Below are 21509 nucleotides of genomic sequence, written 5' to 3'. Positions count from 1 at the left end.
TTGGGCGACACCGACGAACAAACGACGCCGTCGAGGGAGAACACGGTCGGCGCCGGGGCCGCGCCGATGTCAGTGCCGTTGAAACCGAGCCCACCGAGCCACCGGCCGCGATGCTCCGGTTCAGCTGCCCCACGCGCCGGTACACATTCGCGGGCACGCGGAATTCACAATTTCACGAATTCCGGTTTCGACCGAAGATTGCGCGGGACGACCGGGATCTTGCCGCGATGCCCCCGGTGCGTCACATGGTGAGGTGGTGGCGAACGGCAGCCGGAACTGGTGACCGTCGCGAGCGGGCGGGCGCCGCTGGGCATGGCAAGCGCCGAGACGGACGGTTCCGGGCTACCGTGCTTGCGTGAGCGCGACGGTGGATCCGTTCCAGGCCGACGACGTGCGGGCGGAAATCGGCCGCGACCCGGCTTCGGGGGAACAGGAGCCGCGGGCGGTGCCGAACACCGCCGGTGCGGCTCAGCTCCGGGCGCTGCTGGCCGGACTCAACGCGATCGTGTGGGAACAGGACCCGACGACGCTGCGGTTCCGCCTCGTCAACCAGCGCACGGAGGACCTGCTCGGCTACCCGGTCGCCCAGTGGCTGGCGGAGGACGGCCTGTGGCAGCGGATCCTGCACCCCCAGGACCGGGACGAGGCCGTCCGGGTGGTCACCGAGGCGCGGGGCGACCTGACCCTGACCTACCGGGTGCGCGCCGAGAGCGGCCGATGGGTGTGGCTGCGCCATCTCGTGCACGTGACCCGGGACGGCGAAGGCCCGGCGATGCACTCCGTGCTGATCGACGTCAGTGAGCAGCGCCGCCAGCAGCGAGCCTCGGCGCTCCTGGCCGCGGCCGGCCGGGCGTTGTCCGAACCCGGCACGGTCGAGCAGCGCCTGACGGCCGTCGCCGAGCTCGCCGTGTCGGAGATCTGCGACCGGGCGAACGTGTGGCTGCGAGGCACCGACGGGCGCTACCGACCGGTCGCCGTGGCGCCCGCGGACGTCGCACAACAGGTCCTGGACCTGGGCGCGATCGCCGCGCCGCCCCGCCTGGAGGAGGTCTACCGGACCGGGGAGCCGTTCGTGTTGCCGGAGATCACCGACGACCTGGTGGAAGACGCCACCGCCGGCGATCCGGCGCGCCACGCCGCCGTGACGGCGTTGGGCACGCGCAGCGTGCTGGTGGCTCCGCTGGTCGCCGCCGGCCAGCTCGTCGGCCTGCTGACCTTGGTGACCACCGGCGACGACCGCCACTACGAGGACGATGAGCTGGCGCTGGCCCGCGATCTCGGCCAGCGGATCGCGACGATGGTGTCCGCGGAGCGTCTGGCGCAGCGCCAGCGCCACCTGCACGAGATCACGGTGGCGCTGGCCGCGGCCGGCACCGTCGCCGAGGCGGCCGAGGTGCTGGCCGACGGGACGGCACGGGCGCTGGGCGCGTCGGCGGTGGGTGTGTGCCGGCTCGGCTCGGACGGGTGGCTGCATCTGGTGTACAGCAAGGGTGTCGAACGGGTCGACCGGTTCGCCAGGGTCAGACCGGACGCGGCCTTCCCGTTCGCGGAGGCGGCGAACACCGGCCGGCCGGTCTGGCTGGCCGGCCGGGACGAATGGGCGCGGCGCTATCCCGACTCCGTGGACTCGCTGCGTCCCGACACCGAGGCGACGGTGTCGCTGCCGCTGGCGGTGGCCGGCCGCGTGGTGGGCGCGCTGTCGGCGAGTTTCACCGAGCGGCGGCTGTTCGAGGAGGAGGAACGCGCGTTCCTGTCCGCCCTGGCCACGCAGGCGGCGGCCGCGTTCGAGCGCGCCGCGCTGGCTGACGTGCGGCGGGAGACGGCGGAGACCCTGCAACGCAGTTTGTTGCCCGGCCGGCTGCCGACGGTGGACCGGCTGGCGGTGACGGTCCGGTACGTGCCGGCGGTGGAGGGAACGCAGGCCGGCGGCGACTGGTTCGACGTCCTGGAGCTCGAGGACGGCCAGGTCGCGGTGGCCGTGGGCGACGTCGTCGGCAACGGCTCCGCCGCGGCGGCGGTGATGGGACAGCTGCGCAGCGCGCTGGCGAGCCTGCTGCTCGCCGGCCATTCACCCGGGCGGGCACTGGACCTGCTGGACCGCTTCGCCGCGCAGGTGGCCGGCGCCGAGGTCACCACCGTGGCGTGCCTGCGGCTGGAGCCGGCGACGGGACGGCTGGTGTACAGCCGGGCCGGACATCCGCCGATGCTGCTCGCCGGACTCGACGGCGCCGGTTTCCTGGACGAGGGGCTGGGCCCTGCGCTGACGTTGCCGAGCGGCAGCCGCCCCGAAGTCACCACGAACCTGCCGGTCGGCGCGACCCTCCTGCTCTACACCGACGGCTTGGTCGAACGTCGTGACGCGCTGCTGGACGAGGGCCTGAACCGGCTCGCCGCCGTGGCCGCGCCCTGCCGTGCGCTGCCCCTCCCAGCACTGGTCGACCGAGTGCTGAACGAACTCGGCCATCACGACGGCGCCGGCGACGACATCGCACTCGTCGCGGTTCGCATCCTGCCGGCGCCCCTGCACACGGACCTGCCCGCGCAGCCCCATCAGCTCGCGGCGTTGCGAAGACAGGTCGCCGAGTGGACCGCCGGCATCGGGCTGGGCGGGGACGAGCTCGACGACCTGCAACTGGCCCTGGGCGAGGCCACCGGCAACGCCGTCGAACACGCATACCGAACTTCCGACCGGCCGGGACGGGTGCAGGTCACGCTGTCGGCCGACCGCGACGGCGGGCTCCGGATCACCGTCGCGGACCAGGGCGTGTGGCAACCCCCGCCACTCGATCCCGGGTTTCGGGGCCGCGGTGTGCAGATCATCAAAGCGCTCGCGGACGAGGTGGACATCGACGTCGGCTCGGCCGGCACGGTCGTGCGGTTCCGGCTGCCTCCGGCCTCGACCGTGCCGCCGCCGACCGACGCCGTCGATCGACACCCCGACGCACGGGAACCCGACGCCGCCGTACGGTCCCACGACGCGGGTGGGCGGCACTGGGTCGAGGTCGCCGGCGTGCTCGACCTGGCCGGCGTCGCCGCCGTGCGCCGCACCCTGCTCGACGAACTCGCCGGCGACCGTCCGATCGTGCTCGACTTCCGCTGCGTCCGCTGGCTGGCCAGCGTCGGCGTCGGTCTCCTGTTGGAAGCCGTGCGGACCGCCCGAGGCCATGGCGAGGTCGATGTCCGCCTGCCCTCGGACGGTCCGGCTCGGCGCCTGCTCGACCTGACCGGGCTCACCCGGGTCGTGGTCGACGATCGGCGCGAGTGAACCAGCTGCTCAGTCGTCGATGCGACGAACCGTCCAGTACTGGTCCGGCGTGTCGATCTCGCTCCAGGACAGCGCCTTGGCCAGGTCGGTCGGCACGCCCTGGGCAATCGTCAGGAACCGCCCGGTCCCGACGTTCTCGACCGGATATCGGCGGATTTCGATGATATCGATGCAGGTCAGGGTCCTGACTGCGCAGTCATGTCTACGAAGTCAGAACTCCGGCGTCAAGAGTCGAACCGGCCGGAGTCGCCGTTCGTGCGCAACCCGTGGCGCCGTGGCTTGTGTGAACACGGCGTGACACCGTTGGCCGGGCACCGACCGCTCCCGATACACGGGGTTCACCACGCCGACCCGGCACCGACACCGCCCACGGGTGCACTGGTCACGACCCGCGGCAGCGCGGGGCGCGTCTAGGGTTCCGCCGCCGCGAGGCGGGTCTGGTCCGAGAGACGCAGGCGGTCCGCCGGCAGCGGGACCGTTCCACGGCGGGAGAAAAGCCCGGGAGGCCATCGGCCCCGGACTGCGCTCGTGGTCCGGGCTCGCACGATCCGGAGGCTGTCGTGAGCGTCAGATCCATGGCGGCGGAGGTCGACTCCGCCAGCGACTCGGGGGACCTGTCCACCTTCGGCTACGGCCAGCAGCTGCGGCGCAAGATCGGCAGTTACGGCTCGTTCGCCGCCGGCTTCTCGTTCGTCTCCATCCTCACCACGGTGTTCCAGCTGTTCTTCTTCGGCTTCGGATTCGGCGGCCCGGCGTTCTTCTGGACGTGGCCGATCGTCCTGATCGGACAGTTGCTGGTCGCGCTGTGCTTCGCCGAGCTGGCCGCGCGGTACCCGATCTCCGGCGCGATCTACCAGTGGGCCACCCGGCTGGGCGGCCGGCTGTGGGGCTGGACCGCCGGCTGGCTGATGATGGTCGCGCAGGTGGTGACCCTGGCCGGCGCCGCGATCGCGCTCCAGGTCGTGCTGCCGCCGGTCTGGTCCGGATTCCAACTGGTGCCGGGCGACAGCTCGCTGACCAGCCCGACCGGCGCCGCCAACGCCGTCGTGCTCGGCGTGCTCCTGCTCTGCCTCACCACGGCCGTGACGGCGACCGGGGTGCGGCTGATGTCCGTGATCAACAGCGTCGGGGTGACGTGCGAACTGGTCGGCGTGGCCCTGCTGTGCGTCGCGCTGTTCGCCCACGCCGAGCGTGGACCCGCGGTGGTGCTGGAGACCCAGGGCACCGCCGGGCACGGCTACCTCTGGTCGTTCGCGGTGTCGGGCCTGATGGCCGCGTACGTCCTGGTCGGGTTCGACAGCGCGGGTGAGCTCTCCGAGGAGACCCGCGATCCGCGCCGCACCACACCACGCACCATCGTCCGGGCCGTCCTGGTGTCCGGCCTGGGCGGCGCGCTGATGTTGCTGGCCACGCTGATGGCGGCTGGCAGCGTGACCGACGGCAGCCTCGGCGATCCCGCCCGTGGCCTGCCTTTCGTGCTGACCAGCAGGCTCGGCGACACGCTGGGGCGGGTGTTCCTGGTGGACGTCGCGATCGCGATCGCCGTATGCACGCTGGCCATCCAGACCGCCGCCACCCGGATGGTGTTCTCCATGTCGCGCGACGGCGTGCTGCCGTTCTCCGCCGGCCTGGCGACCGTCAACCCGCGCACCGGCACGCCGGTCCGTGCCTCGGTCCTGGTGGGAGTGCTGGCGGCGGCGCTGCTGCTGGTCAACGTCGGCAATCCGGCGCTGTTCACCACGATCGCCAGCGTCTGCATCATGTTGCTGTACTTGGCGTACCTCATGGTGACGCTGCCGCTGCTGGTGCGCCGCCTGCGCGGTGGACTGCCGGCCCGAGCCGACGAGTTCAGCCTGGGCCGCTGGGGTGTCGTCGTGAACGTCCTCGCGGTCGTCTGGGGCGCGCTGATGGCGATCAACCTCGGCTGGCCACGGGTCGAAGTGTTCGACCCGGCCGGCGGCCACCTCTACCTCCAGTGGTTCGCGCCACTGTTCCTGATCGGGACGCTCGCCGTCGGGGCGCTCGCCTACGCGACGCGTACCCGCAGGCCCGCGCTGGCCGTGCTGGCCCTGGACGGTGCCGAGTGAGCGACGTCCTCGTCTCCCACGAAATTCCGGGCGGCGCGGCGTGGTCGGTGCTGGTGCGGGCGGGCCGGGAACTCCGGCTGACCGCCCTCGGCCCCGGCGCCAACTGCTCGACGCTGCTGTTCGCCGCCGGGCACCCGGTGGATCGGCTGAACATCCCCGACACGTTGAAGGCGCAGATGTCGGCGACGATCCGGCCGCCGATGGTGCTGATGTCCGACCGCGGCCTCGCGCTGTGTTCGGTCACCGGGTCGTCGCTCCCCTGGCACGACGCGCTGTGCGGCCACTCCACGGACGCGCACGTCGCCCCGTCCAGCTATCAGCGCGACGGGAACGCGTGGCGTCGATCGGCCCGCGCCGGGCTGCTCTCCGAGTTGCGCAAGCACGGTCGCGACACGGCGGATCTGCACGGGTGCGTGAACTTCTTCGCCAAGGCGGCCACGGCCGACGACGCGGCGGGATCCCTGACGTTTCAACCGGACCACGCGACCACCGGCGACTGGGTCGCGCTGCGCGCCGAGATCGACGTCCTGGCGATCCTGTCGACCGCGCCGCATCCGCTCGATCCGCGCTGGGCGCCGCAGCCCGTACGAGCGGAGGTGCGGGCCACCGACCCGCCGGGACCGGACGACCCGTCCCGGGCGTTCCGCGCCGAGAGCGAGCGTGCCCTGCTGCTCGCGAAGGAGGTGCTGGCGTGACCGCGACCGAACTCGAGTTCGACCCGACGACGGCCGTGCTGGACACCGTCGTCGACGCCGGCGACGGCTTCCTCGGCACCATCCCGGCCGGCGGCACGTTCCGCATCGTCGACCTGTACGGCAACCAGGCCGTGGACACGCTCTTCTACGACGCCGCCGACGTGGACAACCGGTACAGCGCGTTCGACACCGTCCGCGAGCAGGGGGCGGTCTACCTGACCACCGGCTCCCGGCTGCTGTCGGTGCAACTGGACGTGCTGGCGACGATCACCGACGACACCTGCGGCCGGCACGACACTCTCGGCGGCGCGTGCGCGCAGGAATCCAATGTGGTCCGTTACGGCGAGCACACCCGGCACCAGCACGCCTGTCGCGAGACGTTCCTCCGCTACGGCGCGGCGGCCGGCATCGACGCCCGCCGGCTCGGTCACAACATCAACTTCTTCATGAACGTGCCCGTCACCGCGGACGGCGGTCTCACGTTCGCCGACGGGGTGTCCGCGCCGGGCAAGCACGTCCAGGTGCGGGCCGAACGGGACCTGCTGGTGCTGATCAGCAACTGTCCCCAGGTGAACAACCCCTGCAACGGCTGGGATCCCACCCCCGTCCGGCTGCTGGGCTGGTGGTCGTCGTGACCGTCGTCGAGCACGGCGTCCGCGCCGCGACCGCCACGGTGCTCACGGCCGGAACCCAGACCACCGTGCAGGATCTGGCCGGACGCGGCGGCCTGTGGGACGTCGGCGTGCCGCCGTCCGGCGCCTGGGACGACCTGTCCTTCGCCCTGGCCAACGCGGCGGTGGGCAACCCGCCGACGGCCGCGGGGTTGGAGGCCGTGGCCACCGGCCCGGTCCTGCGTTTCGACCGGCGGACCACGGTCTGCGTCACGGGGTCGGCACATCAGGCCACTGTGGACGGTCGGCCGCTGCGACCCGGCACCGTCGCCGTCGTCGGCGCGGGCTCGGTCGTCGACGTCGGCCCGTGCGGCACTCCGGGCTTCCGGGCCTACGTCGCCGTCGGGGGCGGCGTCGCGGCCCCGCCGGAGTTCGGCAGCCGCGCGACGTTCCTGCTCGGTGGATTCGGCGGGCTCGCCGGCCGCGCGCTGACGGTCGGCGACACGATCCCGTTGGGACGTGAGGAGAACCTCGCCGCGCCGATGGACGTGACGTCCGTGCTGCCGTCGCTGGGATCGACGTGGACGGTGCGCGTGCTGGCCGGCCCGCACGGCGCCCCGGAACACCTCACCGACGCCGGCGCCGCCGCGCTGCTGGCGGCCGCCTGGACTGTGGATCACCGTGCCGACCGCACCGGCGTCCGGCTGGTCGGGCCCAGACCGCAGTGGGCCCGACAGGACGGCGGCGAGGCCGGCCTGCACCCGTCCAACATCCACGACAGCGCCTACCCGATCGGCGGCATCATGCTGTCGGGCGACACCCCGGTCGTGGTCGGGCCGGATGGGCCGAGCCTCGGTGGTTTCGTCGTCCCCTACACCGTGATCCGCGCCGACCGCTGGATGTTCGCCCAGGCCCGGCCGGGCGACACCGTGCGGCTGGCGTTGGTGTCGCCGGACGAGGCCGACGCGGCCAACGCGGAGCGCGACGCCTTGCTCGCCGACCCGATCGCCGCCGTGTCCGACGCGTTCGAACGGTCGCTGGCCGGCGTGCCCGCACCACGTTCGGCGCCGCCGGGCGTGCGTCCCGAACTGCTGCGCGACCACGGCCTGTTGCAGTCCCGGACCGCTACGGCGGACACCCCTGCGGTGATCATTCGACGCGCCGGCGACCACCACGTGCTGCTGGAGGCCGGCCCCCCACAGCTCGACCTGCGCGTTCGGTTGTGGGTGCATCTGCTCGCGGAGGCGCTGCGCGGCTCCGCCGTCGCCGGCGTCCGGGAGATCGTCGAGGGCGTGCGGTCGCTGCTGGTGCAAGTCGACCCACTGGCCTGCCCGCTGCCTCGTCTCGCCGACGTGCTGGACGAGTTGGCCGATGGCGTGCCCGATCCGGACACCGTCACATTGGACGTGCGCGAGGTGACGCTGCCGATCGCGTTCGACCACCCGGCCGCGCACGAGGCGATGGCCCGCTACGCCCGGTCGGTTCGGCCGGACGCCCCGTGGTGCCCGGACAACGTCGAGTTCATCCGGCGCGTCAACGCGCTGGCCGAGCGGGACGACGTCTTCGACATCGTGCGGGACGCGACCTACCTCGTGGTCGGCCTCGGCGACGTGTACCTCGGCGCGCCCGTGGCCATTCCCATCGATCCCCGGCATCGGCTGGTCACCACCAAGTACGACCCCGCCCGCACGTGGACGCCGCAGAACGCGGTCGGCATCGGCGGCGTGTACCTCTGCGTGTACGGCATGGAAGGCCCCGGCGGCTACCAACTCGTCGGGCGCACCGTGCCGGTGTGGCGGCACGTGCCCGGCGCCGCCGAACGGCCGTGGCTGCTGCGGCAGTTCGACCGGTTACGGTTCCGACCCGTCAGCGTCGAGGAACTGGCCGACCTGCGGGCCGACATCCTGGCCGGAAGGTCCACATTGGACACCCAGCCGGCGGCGTTCGGCCTGGCCGAGATCACCGCCCTCGAACGCCGACACGGCGAGGAGATCGCGCGCTTCCGGACCGCGCGCGAGGCGGCCTTCGCCGCCGAGCGGGAAAGGTGGCGGGCATGAGCCACGACGTGCGCACCGCGCTCAAGCTGGCCGCCGAGATCGACCAGCCGGCATTCATCACGCTGTTGGACGACGCACCGGACGGGTCGGACGGCCCACTCGGCGGCATGCCCTTCGCCGTCAAGGACAACATCGACGTCGCGGGCGTGCCGACCACCGCCGCATGCCCGGATCGGACCGACCCGGCGGCCCGGACCGCGTTCGCCGTGGAGCGGTTGCGGGCCGCCGGCGCGGTGCCGATCGGCAAGACGAACCTCGACCAGTTCGCCACCGGTCTCGTCGGCACCCGGTCGCCGTACGGGGCGTGCCACTGCGTGGCGTCCGCCGACCACGTCAGCGGCGGCAGCAGTTCCGGCAGCGCGGTTGCCGTCGCGCTGGGCGTCGTGCCGTTCGCGCTGGGCACCGACACCGCGGGCAGCGGACGCGTGCCGGCCGCGTTCAACGGACTGGTGGGCGTGAAGCCGACACGTGGCCTGGTGTCGACCCGCGGCGTGCTGCCGGCGTGCCCGTCGCTGGACTGCGTGACGACGTTGACCCGCACCGTCGGGGACGCACGGCCGGTGCTGGAGGCGTTGACCTGTCACGATCCGGCCGACCCGTACTCGCGGCCGATGCCGCCGAGGCTTCCTCACGGTGTCGCGGCACGGATGCGGGTGGTCGCCGTCCCCGACCGGCCCCTGGACCTCGACCCGGCGTACGAGACAGCCTGGACCGCCGCTGTGGACCGCCTCGGGCGCATCGCGCACGTAGTGCCGGTGGACGCCGACCCGTTCCTGGCGGCCGCGCGGCTGCTCTACGGGTCGGCGCTGGTCGCCGAGCGGCTGGCCGCGTTCGGCGACCAGTTGGACGGCCCCGGCGTGGATCCGACCGTGCGGCAGATCGTCTTGGCCGGCGGCCGTTTCGGCGCGGCCGACGTGTTCGCCGCCCAATGCGAACTGGCCCGGTTGGGGTCGATCGCGGAACGGACTTTCGTCGGCGTCGACGCCCTGGTGCTGCCGGTGACGCCGGGGCATCCGACACTCGCCGACGTCGCCGCCGATCCGGTCGGGACGAACGCGCGGCTCGGCGTGTTCACGAACATGGTGAACCTGCTCGACCTGTGCGCGGTCGCGGTCCCGGCCGGTGACGCCGACGGGCTGCCGTTCGGTGTGCAGTTGATCGCACCCGCCTTCGCCGACGCGCCACTGCTCGACCTGGCGGCCCGGTGGACCGGCGAGGCCGAGCGGCCCGTTGTCGAACGGTGTCTGCTGGCTGTCGCCGGAGCCCATCTCACCGGTCAACCCGCCAACGCCGACCTCGTCCGTCTCGGCGGCAGTCTGCACAGCAGGGCCCGCACGGCACCGGGACATCGGATGTACACAGTGGACGGACCGTTCCCGCGACCGGGCCTGGTAGCGGGCAGTGGACCGGGCGGCTTCGAGGTCGAGGTGTGGGATCTGCCCGCCGCCGCCGTCGGCGAGTTGCTGCCCGGCATCGCGCCGCCGCTGCACCTCGGCCCCCTCGCACTGGACGACGGCAGCACGGTGCTCGGCTTCGTCGCCGACAGCGGCTGCGCCGATCCCACCCGAGAGATCACCGGATACGTCGGCTGGCGAGCTTATCTGGCCGGCCGGCCAACCACGTCCGGCACCTAGCTCTCCGTCGCCGGGTTCCGACTGGTCCACGGTTCCGGACTCCGGTGTCCCGAACTGCCGCTTCGGAGGGATGCTCGGCACCGCCCAGGGACCACGTCAAAGGTCAACTCTGGCCGCCTGCGCGGGTTTGCGGCACAGTGAGTTCCGCCGTTTCCTCCGGGCCCTGTCACACCACCGGAAAGGACCGATACCGAGCCCGGCTCACGGCTCGTCCGGCGTGTCCGCTCCGCCCCGACACCACCTCAGACGTGGGATCGCCGGACGGTCTTCACTCCCCATCACGGCATGTCCGCGGACACTGCCACATCGGAACGGAGCATCATGAGCCACACCTCAGGGGCGGAGATTCCAGCACATCTCGACCGCTATGTGCTGCGCAAGCTGCCGCACGTCACCGTGTTGTTCTGGGCCTTGAAGATCGTCGCGGTGACGTTGGGCGAAACCGCCGGCGACCTGTTCGGGATCACCCTCCAGATCGGCTACGTCCTCACCGCGCTGATCTTTCTCACGTTCTTCGCCGTCGTCCTCACGATCCAGCTCAGGGCCAAGCGGTTCCACGCGGCGGTCTACTGGTCCGTCGTGCTCGGCACCAGCATGGTGGGCACCGAGATCTCGGACTTCATCGACCGCGGCCCCGGCTCGGGCAGTGCCGAGAACGGCATCGGCTACGGCTGGGGCGCACTCGTCCTGACCAGCCTGCTGGGCCTCATCTTCCTCGTGTGGTGGCGCACCGGGCAGACCTACGACGTGGAGAACATCGCCAGCCGCAAGGGCGAGATCCTCTACTGGGTGGCGATCCTGGTGTCCAACACGCTGGGCACCGCCAGCGGCGACTGGCTGTCCGACGAGACGGGCCTGGGCTTCGCCAACGCCTTCCTCATCATCGCCGGGATCATGGTGGCGATCATCGCCGCGCACTACCTGACCAACATCAACGGCATGGTGCTGTTCTGGCTGGCGTTCATCCTCACCCGGCCGCTCGGCGCCGCGGGCGGGGACTCGCTGATCAAGCCGGTCGACGAGGGCGGGCTCGGTTGGGGAACCCTGTGGGGCTCGGTGACGTTGTTCGCCCTGCTCCTCGCGCTGGTCGCGTACCAGACCTACGGTCTTCGCCGGCACCCGTTGGAGCCGCTCCCCTACCCCGTCAGCCGTCGCACCGGGCGACCGCAGCAGCCCAACGGCGCGGTCACCACCCAGGCGCCGAGGGCCCGCACCGGCCTCGACCTCTCGGCGGAGCCGGCCTGACGACCGCGCACGGCCGGCACCGTCCGACGTCGCCGCCACAGTGGACGGTTTGTCCGGTTTATACCGGATGATCGACCGTCCGGCGTAACACCCACAGCCCGAACGGAGATGTCGCGATATCGGGCAGCTCCGTGGGCGTGGAGGTGGTGGCCGATGGAGCCTGAGCCGACAGGCCGACAAAACCGCTGGTCAGCGAGCCGGAGTGACGTATTTCACGCCGCCGACGCTGAACAGACGAGATGAGCGCGCACCACCGCCGCCGTCTCGACCGGCGCACCGCCGAGCTCCTGCTGGACGGTGCGCCGGTCGCGAGCGGACGCCCGCTGACCGACCCGCTCGCCGCCGCGGCCACCCCGTCCGCGACGGCGAGTTGGCCGGTCAGCGGGCTGCGCTCGTGGTCCGTCCCGCAGCAGACGCAGTCGTTCGGTGCGATCCACCAGTTCGGAGGGGACAATGGCCCTATCGCGACAACGCCGCCGCGGTATTCGGCTCGCGGCCGCCGGCGCGGCCTCACTGCTCGTCATCGCCGTCGGCGTGGCACAGGCGCAGACACCGTCAACCGCCCAGCACACCGTCGCCGGTGAGGACTCCGGCGAACTGATGGACTCCATCAACTCGTTCGACGACCAACGGCTCTCCCCCACCGCGAGCGTGCTTCCCGGCGCCTACGGCGCCGCGTGGAACCACGTGCTCGGCATACCGGTCGCCGGCGCGACCTACGGCGAGGTGACCACCCAGCCGTTCAACTCGGACTCCCTGCACTTCCGCGATCGCAACGCGTCCAACTCCGGCAGCGGCGCGGGCTTCTCGGCCGGCCGTATCGCCGCGCTGGCCACCGATCCGACCCATCCCGGCGTGGTCTACGCCGGCGCGGCGGACGGCGGCGTGTTCCGCTCCAGCGACGACGGCGCCACCTGGACGCCGATCGCCGACGGCCTGCCCGCGCTGTCCGTCGGCTCGCTCGCCGTCGCCTCGGACGGCGCACTGTGGTTGGGCACCGGCGAGGCCACCACCGCGTACGAGAACTACCTTGGCACCGGCGTGTACCGATTGGCCGATCCGGCCACCGGCACGTTCTCGCGGAACGACCGAGTCGGCGGCGTCGAACTCGAGAGCACCTCGATCCACGAGCTTCGATTCGACTACGACGCCGGGTACGTCTACGCGGTCACCTCCCACGGCGTCTACCGCCGGCCGGTCGCCGCGACGCAAACCACTGCCTGGCAACAGGTGCTCGCCCCGTGTGCCGGGGTCGGCATCAGCGGCATCGCCTGCGGCACGAGCTCGTACTACGCGGACATCGCCAACGACCTCGCGATTCAGCCGGGCAGCCATGGTCTGAAGCTCGTCGCCAATGTCGCCTGGCGCGGCGGCGCCACCTACAACGGCTTCTACTACTCCGGCGACGGCGGCACGACCTGGCAGACCGCCAATCCGCAGGGCGCGATCAACCCGCACGACATCGGCAACGCGACGTTCGCGTACGCCGCGGACGGGTCGCGGCTCTACGTCGTGATGGAGTCGCCGACGCTGCTGAACAAGGCCGCCGGCGGGCAGAGCGGCTACAGCGCGCTGGCCGGCGTCTTCGCCAGCGGCAGCGGCGACATCAACGGCCCCTACGCGCAGGTCGCGACGTCCAGCGCGCTGGCCAACACCGGCTCGGCGATGAAGAAGACCGAGATCGGCGCCGGCTACCAGCCCGGCACGCAGGCCTGGTACGACCAGTCGCTGGCGGTCGACCCGGCCAACCCGCGGCACGTCTACCTCGGCCTGGAGGAGATGTACGAGACCTGGGACGGCGGCGCGACCTGGCAGACCACCGGCCGGTACTGGAACCTCGGCATGTCCTGCTTCAGCTACACGCCGGCGCAGAACACCTGCGACGGCAACGTGATGCACTCCGACCAGCACGCGCTGGCGTTCTCGGCGTGGCCCGGCCGGGCTCCCGAGGTCTACATCGGCAACGACGGCGGCGCGTACGCCCGGCCGACCAGCCAGACCACCGGCTGGCGCAACCTCAACGCCAGCGGCACGCTGCGTACGCTGCAGTTCTACTCGGTCGGCGTCGGCACCCTGCCCACCGGCGGCGTGGCGGTGTGGGGTGGCTTGCAGGACAACGGTGTTGCACTGTCCACTCCGACCGGTGCGAAGTACACCTACACCTACCCCGGCACGACCACGCCCGTCACGGAGAACCTCAACCCCAGCGGCCAGATGTCCGAGCCGTTCGGCGGCGACGGCGGGGACCAGCTGGTCAACCCGAGCAACGGCTGTCAGACCGTGGGCGAGTACACCAACCTCGCCATGTCGCTGACGAACGACTGCGGCTACACGGCCAACGACGACGGCACGCCGGCGGCCATCACCGACATCAGCCCGAACGACCCGAACGCCCGGTTCATCGCGCCGTTCGCGGCCGACTCGGCCGACGCCGGCTACTGGGTGGCCGGCGGCGAGTTCGCCTACGCCGACACCAAGACGTGGCAGAGCACCTCCGGCGCCGACTGGCAGAAGCTGGCCGACTCCGGCGCCGGCCACTCGATCACCGCGATCGCCAGCCGCAACCACGTCGTCTGGGCGGCCTGGTGCGGCGACTGCAACCCGAGCGCCGCCTTCGCCCGCGGCATCATGACCAACTACGGCGGCAGCTGGCACCAGCTCACCCTGCCCGCGGCCTTCCCGGTGCGTTACGTCTCCGGCGTCACCATCGACCCGTCCGATCCGACCGGCGGGACCGTGTACGCGACGGTCTCGGGCTTCTCCCGGCACTGGAACGAGGGTCCCGGCGCCGGCTACGGCCACGTCTGGAAGACCACCGACGGCGGCGCCACCTGGAGCGACGTCACCGGGGGCGACACCGCGGCCGACGCGTTCCCGGACGCGCCGGCCAACCAGCTGCGGATCGCGCCCGACGGCACGCTGATCGTCGCCAGCGACCTCGGCGTGTTCGTGGACAACGTCAAGGCCAACGGCTTGGGCCACTGGTCGCGGCTCGGCACGAACCTGCCGGTGTCGGCGGCGGTCTACCTCACGCCGAGCCCCGACGGCCGGCAGCTCTACGTGGCAACCCACGGCCGCGGCATCTGGCAGACCGCGATGCCGTGATTACATGACGGCGGCGATTGCCGGCCACCCACCGGCAACCGCCGCCGCCCGCACCACGCGCCAGCGGCTTGTCACGCAAGGAGCTGATGGCATGGCCGGCCCGTACGAGCTCGATGGAGCGTGCGGCACCGGCTATCTCGACACCGGCGACGGCAACCAGATCTACTACGAGGTGTACGGGAACCCCGACGGCAAGCCGGCGGTCATCGTGCACGGCGGCCCAGGCGCCGGCATGCCGAGGGGCACCAAGCGGCTGTTCGATCCGCAGCGGTACCGGATCATCCAGTTCGACCAGCGCAACTGCGGCCGCAGCACGCCACACGCCAGCGACCCGGCGGCCGACATGAGCCGCAACACCACCGAACACCTGGTCGCCGATCTCGACCGGCTACGCACGCATCTCGGCGTCGAGCGATGGCTGATGTTCGGCGGGTCCTGGGGCGCGACGCTGGTCCTGGCCTACGCTCAACGCCACCCGGAGCGGGTGTCGGAGCTGATCATGCCCAGCGCCATGCTGGTCGGGCCCTCGACGGTGGACTGGCTGTACCGAGATCTCGGGCGGGTCTTCCCCGAGGCCTGGGACCGGTTCCGGCTGGCTGTGCCCGAACCGGAACGCGACGGCGACCTGGTCCTGGCGTACTCACGCCTCATGGAGGATCCTGATCCCGAGGTGCGGTCCGCGGCCGCGAGCGAATGGCTGCGCTGGGAGGAGACCGCCATCTCGTTGGAGCCGAACGGCGGCTCCGGGCTCTACTCGACCATCGTCGGTGACGCGCAGATCGCCTTCGTCCGGATCTGCGCCCACATCTTCGGCCACCGCGGATGGCTGGCGGAGGGGCAGCTGATCCGCGACGCCGGCCGGCTCGCCGGCATTCCCGGCGTCGTGATCCAGGGCCGTCACGACCTGAGCTGCCCGGTCCAGCCGGTCTGGGAGCTCGCGCAGAACTGGCCGGACGCGCGCCTGGTCGTCATCGAGGACGCCGGACACACAGGCAGTCCGACCTTCAAGGCCGCTCTCGCCCAAGCGGTCGACGAGTTCGCCGACCGCCGATGAGTCTTGTCCAGGCGCAATGCCGGAGGGGCTCACCGTGCGGACCTCCGGTGAGCCCCTACGGTGCGTTGCGGTTCCTAGAAAGCCGCGCTCGTCCTTGCCGGCTGGCCGTGTGACTGGACTGCGGGAGTGTCGGCGGAGCGCACGGCTCCGCCGGTGATCGCCAGGCCGCCGCTCGGCGCGAACATCCCCATCGCGAACGTCGACCCGCTGGGCGCCGACGCGATCGGGACGACCGGGAAGGCATTGCCACCCGCTCGGACGGAGGTGGAGATGTAGTCGCCGAACATGCGGCCCTGCGAGGTGTTGGGGATCCACGACAGCGTCATCGGCCCGGCGACCTGGGTGGCGGCGCTCCAACTCGTGCCGCCGTTGGTGGACGAGATGAAGCCGACGTCGAGCCGGCAGGTCGTCGCAGTGCAGTTCGACGTGGGATAGAAGTAGTACGTCAGGCCGATCCTTGCGGTTGCGCCCGCCGTCGACGGGTCGACGCCGATGCCGGGCACGAAGTGGTCGACGGTGCTGCTGGTGGCGTCGATCGGGACCCGCGTCGGGGCGGACCACGTGGTCCCGTTGGTCGACTTGCTGAGCACGATGTCGTTGCTGGGGCAGCCCGAGCGGAACCGGCAGTCCGACCAGACCACGTAGGCGGTGCCGGCGGAGTCGATCTCGGCGGAGGGCAGTGCCTCGGCGCGGAGGTTGCCGGCGTCGGTGTGCCGGCTGACGGCGGACACCAGCACCGTGCTGCCCCAGCTCGCGCCGCCGTTGGTCGAGGTGAACGAGCGGATCTGGTCGTTGAGCGACTGGTAGGGCACGACCACGGTGCCGTTGGGCCGCACGATCGGTTGGCCGCCGAGGCCGGTGGCGTTGTTGCCGGTGGCGCGGGCCGGGCCCCAGGTCAGGCCGCCGTCACTGGAGGTCTTCATCCGCAGCGAGTCGCCGGAGCTGGTGACGTCGTACTCGGTGTAGCAGTTGCCGAAGAACGGGCTGGTGGCGGTGTTGTCGCAGACGATCCAGTTCTTGTCGTTCGACCCGGTGGCCGTGGTGATCGGGTTGCTCCAGGTCAGGCCGCCGTTGGTGGAGCGGCTGGTGAGCACCGGCGTGCCCGGGCAGTTGACGCCCAGCGACGAGATGAGCCAGACGCCGTGCTTGGCGTCGAAGGCGACCGAGGCGTCGCTGATCTGACCGCACGGGCCGCCGGAGTTGCCGGTGGTGGCGGGCAGGAACCCCTGGGTCCAGCTGGCGCCGCCGTTGGTGGAGGTGGCGAACCCGACGTTGGAGGATCCGCCGCCGGAGACCCGACCGACCTGGAACGCCGACACGATGGTGGAGCCGAAGGAGAACGTGTCGGGTTCGACCTCGGTGCGGTGCTGGGCCTGCGCGTCGGTGAACGGGTCGGTGCTTACCTGGGTAACCGCGACGTTGGCGGACGCCGGACCCGCCGTGGCCAGCACGGCGGCGATGACGACGGGCGGGAGCAGTGCGGCGAGAAGGGTGCGGGAAACGCGAGGCATGGTGCCATCACCTTCTTCGGTGTAGCAGGGTCGCCGCGTCAGATGCGGCGGGCGGCAAGGGCCGCGGAACCATGGCTCGACGCCCATCCAGCCACAAATCCGACAGCGGGTAAAGCCGCCGCGTGGCCCACGCCGAAGGTATGTCCACTTCGGACGGAAAGAGGGTGTTCCGGTCAGATATGTGACTGCGGCCAGGTGGGTGAAGTGCTTCCGTATCAAGCGACTGTGATGTGAAGTTCCCACTGCGACCGGGGTGGCCCGCCGGGCCGGGCACGACAGCCCGGCGGGTCCCGGTGATCAGCTCACGGTGAGCGCGGTGTCGTCGAGAACGAACGACGTCTGCTTGACCGAGTCCTCGGCGCCGGTGAACTTCACCGTGATCGTCTGCCCCTGATATGCCGACAGGTCAACGGAATGCTGCACGTAGCCGGCGGCCGCGTCCTTGTTGGAGTACGTGGCCGGTGTCGACAGCACGGACCCGGAACCGTTGAGGATCTGCACGGTCAGGGTGTCGTACGCGGTGGTGGTCGGCTCCGCGGTGTCGACGTGCAACCAGTAGCTCAGCGCGTAGGTGGTGCAGCCGCTGGGCAGCGTCACCTGCTGCGACAGCGTGTCGGTGTGGGTGGAGCCGTAGCCGTCCAGCCAGGCGTCGTAGCCGCCCGAGTGCGGTGGCTCGCTGGTGTCGTTGCTGATCACGCCGCTGCTGGTCGACCACGGCGACGCGCTGCCGGTCTCGAACCCCGGATTGCCCAGCAACTGTGTCGCCGTGCAGCCACCGCCGCCGGCGGGGTTGATCGTCCAGTGGAAGGTCGTCGATCCGGACGGCCCGGTGGAATCGGTGGCCGTCACGGTCACCGTGCTGGCGCCGGCCGTGGTCGGCGTGCCGGAGACCAGGCCGGACGAGGAGTTGATCGACAACCCGGCCGGCAGACCCGCGGCGCTGTAGGCGAGCGTGCCGCCCGCGGTGTCGGAGGCCGAGACCTGCACGCCGGTCGCCGTGCCGACGACGCCGGTCTGGTCGCCGGGGTTGGTCACCGACACCGACCCGCCGCCCCCGCTGCCGAACTGCACGTCCAGCACCGAGTGCAGCTCGATGCCGTTGGGGGCGACGCCGGTCTGGCCGTGCAGGAAGTCGAAGAACCCGACGCCGGTGATCGTCACCGGCACATTGGCCGTCTTGAACGAACTGGTCGGCGTGTACTTGGCGGTGAACTCCGAGCGGGCCTTCTGGATGCTGGAGGCCAGCGGGCTGCCGGCGCCGACGCAGGCCGGGTCCGGGATCTCGGCGATCATGGTGTGCCCGGAGCCGTCGGACAGCACCAGGTGGAAGTCGGAGTCGGTCTCCAGCTTGTACTCGGTCAGCGTGGCCTGCACCCGGAACACGGTCGTCTCGGTCGGCTGGACCCGGTTGTCGGAAGGCAGGCTCGACGGCGCGGGCAGCGACGTCAGCGCGGCGATGGTGCTGTTGCTGGTGGACTGGAGGGTGATCTTGCCGGCGTCCGCGTCGGTGCCGGTCTTGACCGCCCACCGCTCCACCCCGCAGCTCGCCGTGACGGCCGCGGGGTTGGCGACGACTTCCTCGTTCTCCTCGTCACCGCCGACGGAATTGGCCTGCCAGGAATCGGGATCGTGCGACGGGTTCGCGCCGCTGGCCGGAATGGTCAGTCCCAGCAACGCGGCACAGGCGATGGTGGACAACAGGGCCAGGGTTCTTCTCGGTGTCCGCACCTCGGCCTCCCTGAGGTCGTGACGGCAGGGTCACCGGACAGGATCAGCGGGACTCCCCCGCGTGTGGGCGAACGCGCGAGGAATCTCCGATGAATCCGCGACCGGCGTACCGACGACGGCAACACGGCACAAGCCGCAGCTCAACCCGCCGATCGTGGGGTCCCGCCACGTGACTCGGACAACCGAGCAGAATTCCCCGCGCTGTTCCGGTCAGCCGCGCTCGGCCGCGGCGTACGCCGCGGTGAAATCGCCCTGGAACCACGAGCTGTAGTCGGTGTACGGGGTGGGCCCACCTTCCTGGTAGCCGCCCATCACGCCGATCACCCGATTCGTGTTCGTCTCGATGAACGGACCGCCGCTGGTGCCGCCGCTCAGGCTCACCGACGGGCAGTTCACCTTCAGGTACCAGTTGCCCTCGTACTTCCAGCCGTCGGCCGTGCTGGCGCAGTGCGAGAGGTTGCCGCTGGTGTGGTTGTAGCCGGCGACGGTGGTCGGCGTGCTGTGCGCGTCGACCTGGGTCAGTGGGGTGAGCGCGCCGGTGCGGCCCTGCACGTCGCCGGACACGACCAGGAAGGCGAAGTCGTACGGGTTGGTGCGGTCCTGTCCCGGCGGCGCGGGGTGGGAGTTGCGCCATTGCAGGTACTTGGGCGGCACGATGATCTTCACGGCGCGCCACCGGCCGTAGGTGTCGTCGGCGCTGCCGTTGTGGAAGTTCGGCAGGAACCAGACCGCCGTCTTCGTCGGATCGGTGTTCCACACGCAGTGCGCGGCGGTGAGCACCACATCGTGGTGCGGGCTGTCGACCACGCTCGCCGAGCAGTAGTGACCGCTGCCGGTGTTGCTCGATGCGAGCACGCCGATCGGCGTCGACCACGTCCGTGCCGCGCCGGCCGTCGCCGACGCCGCGCCGGCGGTCACGGACACCATCGCAACCGCAGCCGCCAACACCCGCAATACGGTTCTCATCCCGCTCCCCCTCGGCCCGTGAGGTTGTCTCAGCAGCACCGGATCCTAGGTCGCGCCGACGGTTTCCCGGTGCGCCGCTCACGGGACCGAACGTGACCATCAGTGCTCAGCGCCCCCTGCGGCAGCGAACGGGCCGCACCTGCCGGGCGCGGCCCGTTCCGACGCTTCGGCACCGCTGCGGAGGTTGGCGACGGCGGGCTGCCGATCAACGTGGTGACGTCCCTTCGGGGTGTGCTTTCCTTCGTCAGGGCGCGCCCGGGGCCAGATCCAGGGACTGCACGGCGACGTTCGGCGAATCGAGCCGCCAACCGCCGGTCCCGGGACCACACTTTGCCACCGTGTCACGCCTGTTCGAGATATTCGTTCCGGTGTTGAAGGACGTGTTGGGCGTGTTGGACAGCACGTTGGTGTAGAGAGAGCTACCGTTGGTGTACACGCACTGATGCAGATTCAGGAACCGGCCGCCGGCCAGATCCAGGGACTGCACGGCCACGTTCGGCGAATCGAGCCGCCAACCGCCGGTCCCGGGACCACACCGTGCCGCGGTGTCCCGCGTGTAGGTGAGATTCGTTCCGGTGTTGAAGGACGTGTTGGGCGTGTTGGACAGAACATTGGTGTACAGGAACCTGTCGTTGGTGTACACACACTGATGCAAATTCAGGAACCGGCCGCGGACCCGATCCAGGGATTGCACTGCGACGTTCGGCGAATCAGGTCGCCAACCGCCGGTCCCCCGGCCGCACTGGGCCACGGTGTCACGCGTGTCCGAGATATTCGTTCCGGTGTTGAAGGACGTGTTGGGCGTGTTCGACAGAACGTTGGCGTACAGGAACCTACCGTTGGTGTACACACACTGATGCAGATTCACATAACGATCCCCCGATGCCAGAGCAGGCGCTGCTGTGAGCCCGAGCGCACTCAAGCTCAGCACTGCCACGATGACGGGCCTCCACGACTTCAGGGCACTTATGACGTGCATGCCAGGTCCTCCTTCTGCTTTTCGATCGCCTCACACCGGATGCCGACCACGAACCGGCCATCGCCGCGACTGAGTGTCGATACGGCAACGCATATCAAACCTCACGGCGTCGCCAATATACGCCCACCATCACTATAAATTGCGATTCGGCCACCCTGCGTGATGCAATCGAGTGATCCAAACGGAAAGCAATCGAGTGAATCCGAATGGAGTACGCGCGAACCTCACATGAGTTCGTGTGACGGCCGATCAGCGGGCTTGAGCCACGTTCGTCACCGAACGGTTGCTACTCGACCGAACACTGCCGGCGGCTGCACGGCGAGTTCGCGGACCGACCCATGGCGCGTCAGGGCCGCCACGAAGACCCGGCGCTTCCGCCACACTGGGCCGGCCACGCCCACACGGGCATCACAGCATTCGTCTACAGTGGACTACCGGCTCACTCGCCTCCCCGGCGGTCGGGGCGCCCGGGGGCGAGTGATCCCTGATCGCGCCGGAGAGATCGACGAGCACGTAGTTCACCGCGGCCGGATCCATGTGCACGTCGACCACGAACCCCGCCGCCCGGATTC

13 protein-coding genes and 1 riboswitch are annotated in these 21509 nt (G+C 70.8%); of the genes, 9 read left to right on the top strand and 4 right to left on the bottom strand.

All coding sequences use genetic code 11. The features are described from left to right. Nucleotides 1–355 precede the first annotated feature (355 nt). The 9 genes from BCF44_RS21865 (at nt 356) to pip (ending at nt 15753) form a co-directional block, all read left to right on the top strand. Nucleotides 356–3265: a SpoIIE family protein phosphatase gene (locus BCF44_RS21865; protein ID WP_116176216.1), complete on the top strand. Its 2910-nt coding sequence runs from the start codon at nt 356–358 to the stop codon at nt 3263–3265. Between the two features lie 399 nt (nt 3266–3664). Continuing rightward, a riboswitch (guanidine-I (ykkC/yxkD leader) is annotated at nt 3665–3772 on the top strand. A gap of 68 nt (nt 3773–3840) precedes the next feature. Further along, a complete protein-coding gene (locus BCF44_RS21860) occupies nt 3841–5352 on the top strand; it encodes an amino acid permease (protein ID WP_116176215.1) in 1512 nt (503 codons plus the stop codon). Further along, on the top strand, nt 5349–6047 hold the full coding sequence (locus BCF44_RS21855) for a DUF1989 domain-containing protein (RefSeq protein WP_116176214.1): 699 nt from the start codon (nt 5349–5351) through the stop codon (nt 6045–6047). The genes BCF44_RS21860 and BCF44_RS21855 overlap by 4 nt, the downstream gene beginning before the upstream one ends. Continuing rightward, nucleotides 6044–6682, top strand: coding sequence for an urea amidolyase associated protein UAAP2 (locus tag BCF44_RS21850; protein ID WP_116176213.1), 639 nt, complete (start codon nt 6044–6046; stop codon nt 6680–6682). The genes BCF44_RS21855 and BCF44_RS21850 overlap by 4 nt, the downstream gene beginning before the upstream one ends. Further along, complete coding sequence (locus tag BCF44_RS21845; RefSeq protein WP_116176450.1) at nt 6679–8715, top strand: carboxyltransferase domain-containing protein; 2037 nt, start codon at nt 6679–6681, stop codon at nt 8713–8715. Before BCF44_RS21850 ends, BCF44_RS21845 begins: the two co-directional genes overlap by 4 nt. Continuing rightward, nucleotides 8712–10349, top strand: a complete 1638-nt coding sequence (atzF, locus tag BCF44_RS21840) for an allophanate hydrolase (RefSeq protein WP_116176449.1) — start codon at nt 8712–8714, stop codon at nt 10347–10349. Before BCF44_RS21845 ends, atzF begins: the two co-directional genes overlap by 4 nt. 321 nt (nt 10350–10670) lie before the next feature. Further along, nucleotides 10671–11594, top strand: coding sequence for a COG4705 family protein (locus tag BCF44_RS21835; protein WP_211353145.1), 924 nt, complete (start codon nt 10671–10673; stop codon nt 11592–11594). A gap of 453 nt (nt 11595–12047) precedes the next feature. Further along, nucleotides 12048–14699 (top strand): WD40/YVTN/BNR-like repeat-containing protein, encoded by a 2652-nt coding sequence (locus BCF44_RS21830; RefSeq protein ID WP_116176211.1) that lies wholly within the window; start codon nt 12048–12050, stop codon nt 14697–14699. A gap of 91 nt (nt 14700–14790) precedes the next feature. Continuing rightward, nucleotides 14791–15753: a prolyl aminopeptidase gene (gene pip / locus BCF44_RS21825; RefSeq protein WP_116176210.1), complete on the top strand. Its 963-nt coding sequence runs from the start codon at nt 14791–14793 to the stop codon at nt 15751–15753. A 74-nt stretch (nt 15754–15827) separates the two neighbouring features. On the opposite strand, the gene BCF44_RS21820 is transcribed toward pip, so the two are convergent. The 4 genes from BCF44_RS21820 to BCF44_RS21805 form a co-directional block, all read right to left on the bottom strand. Beyond that, nucleotides 15828–17264 (bottom strand): sialidase family protein, encoded by a 1437-nt coding sequence (locus BCF44_RS21820; RefSeq protein ID WP_116176209.1) that lies wholly within the window; start codon nt 17262–17264, stop codon nt 15828–15830. A 297-nt stretch (nt 17265–17561) separates the two neighbouring features. Then, complete coding sequence (locus BCF44_RS21815) at nt 17562–18992, bottom strand: putative Ig domain-containing protein (protein WP_246015387.1); 1431 nt, start codon at nt 18990–18992, stop codon at nt 17562–17564. A gap of 210 nt (nt 18993–19202) precedes the next feature. Further along, nucleotides 19203–19958: a trypsin-like serine peptidase gene (locus tag BCF44_RS21810; RefSeq protein WP_116176208.1), complete on the bottom strand. Its 756-nt coding sequence runs from the start codon at nt 19956–19958 to the stop codon at nt 19203–19205. 244 nt (nt 19959–20202) lie between these two features. Continuing rightward, a complete protein-coding gene (locus BCF44_RS21805) occupies nt 20203–20895 on the bottom strand; it encodes a hypothetical protein (protein ID WP_147328577.1) in 693 nt (230 codons plus the stop codon). Between the last annotated feature and the right edge of the window lie 614 nt (nt 20896–21509).

Origin of the sequence: Kutzneria buriramensis (assembly GCF_003387475.1) — a bacterium.
Lineage (GTDB): Bacteria > Actinomycetota > Actinomycetes > Mycobacteriales > Pseudonocardiaceae > Kutzneria > Kutzneria buriramensis.
The sequence above is the reverse complement of the archived record's forward strand: the minus strand, read 5'-3'. Positions and strand labels throughout refer to the sequence as shown.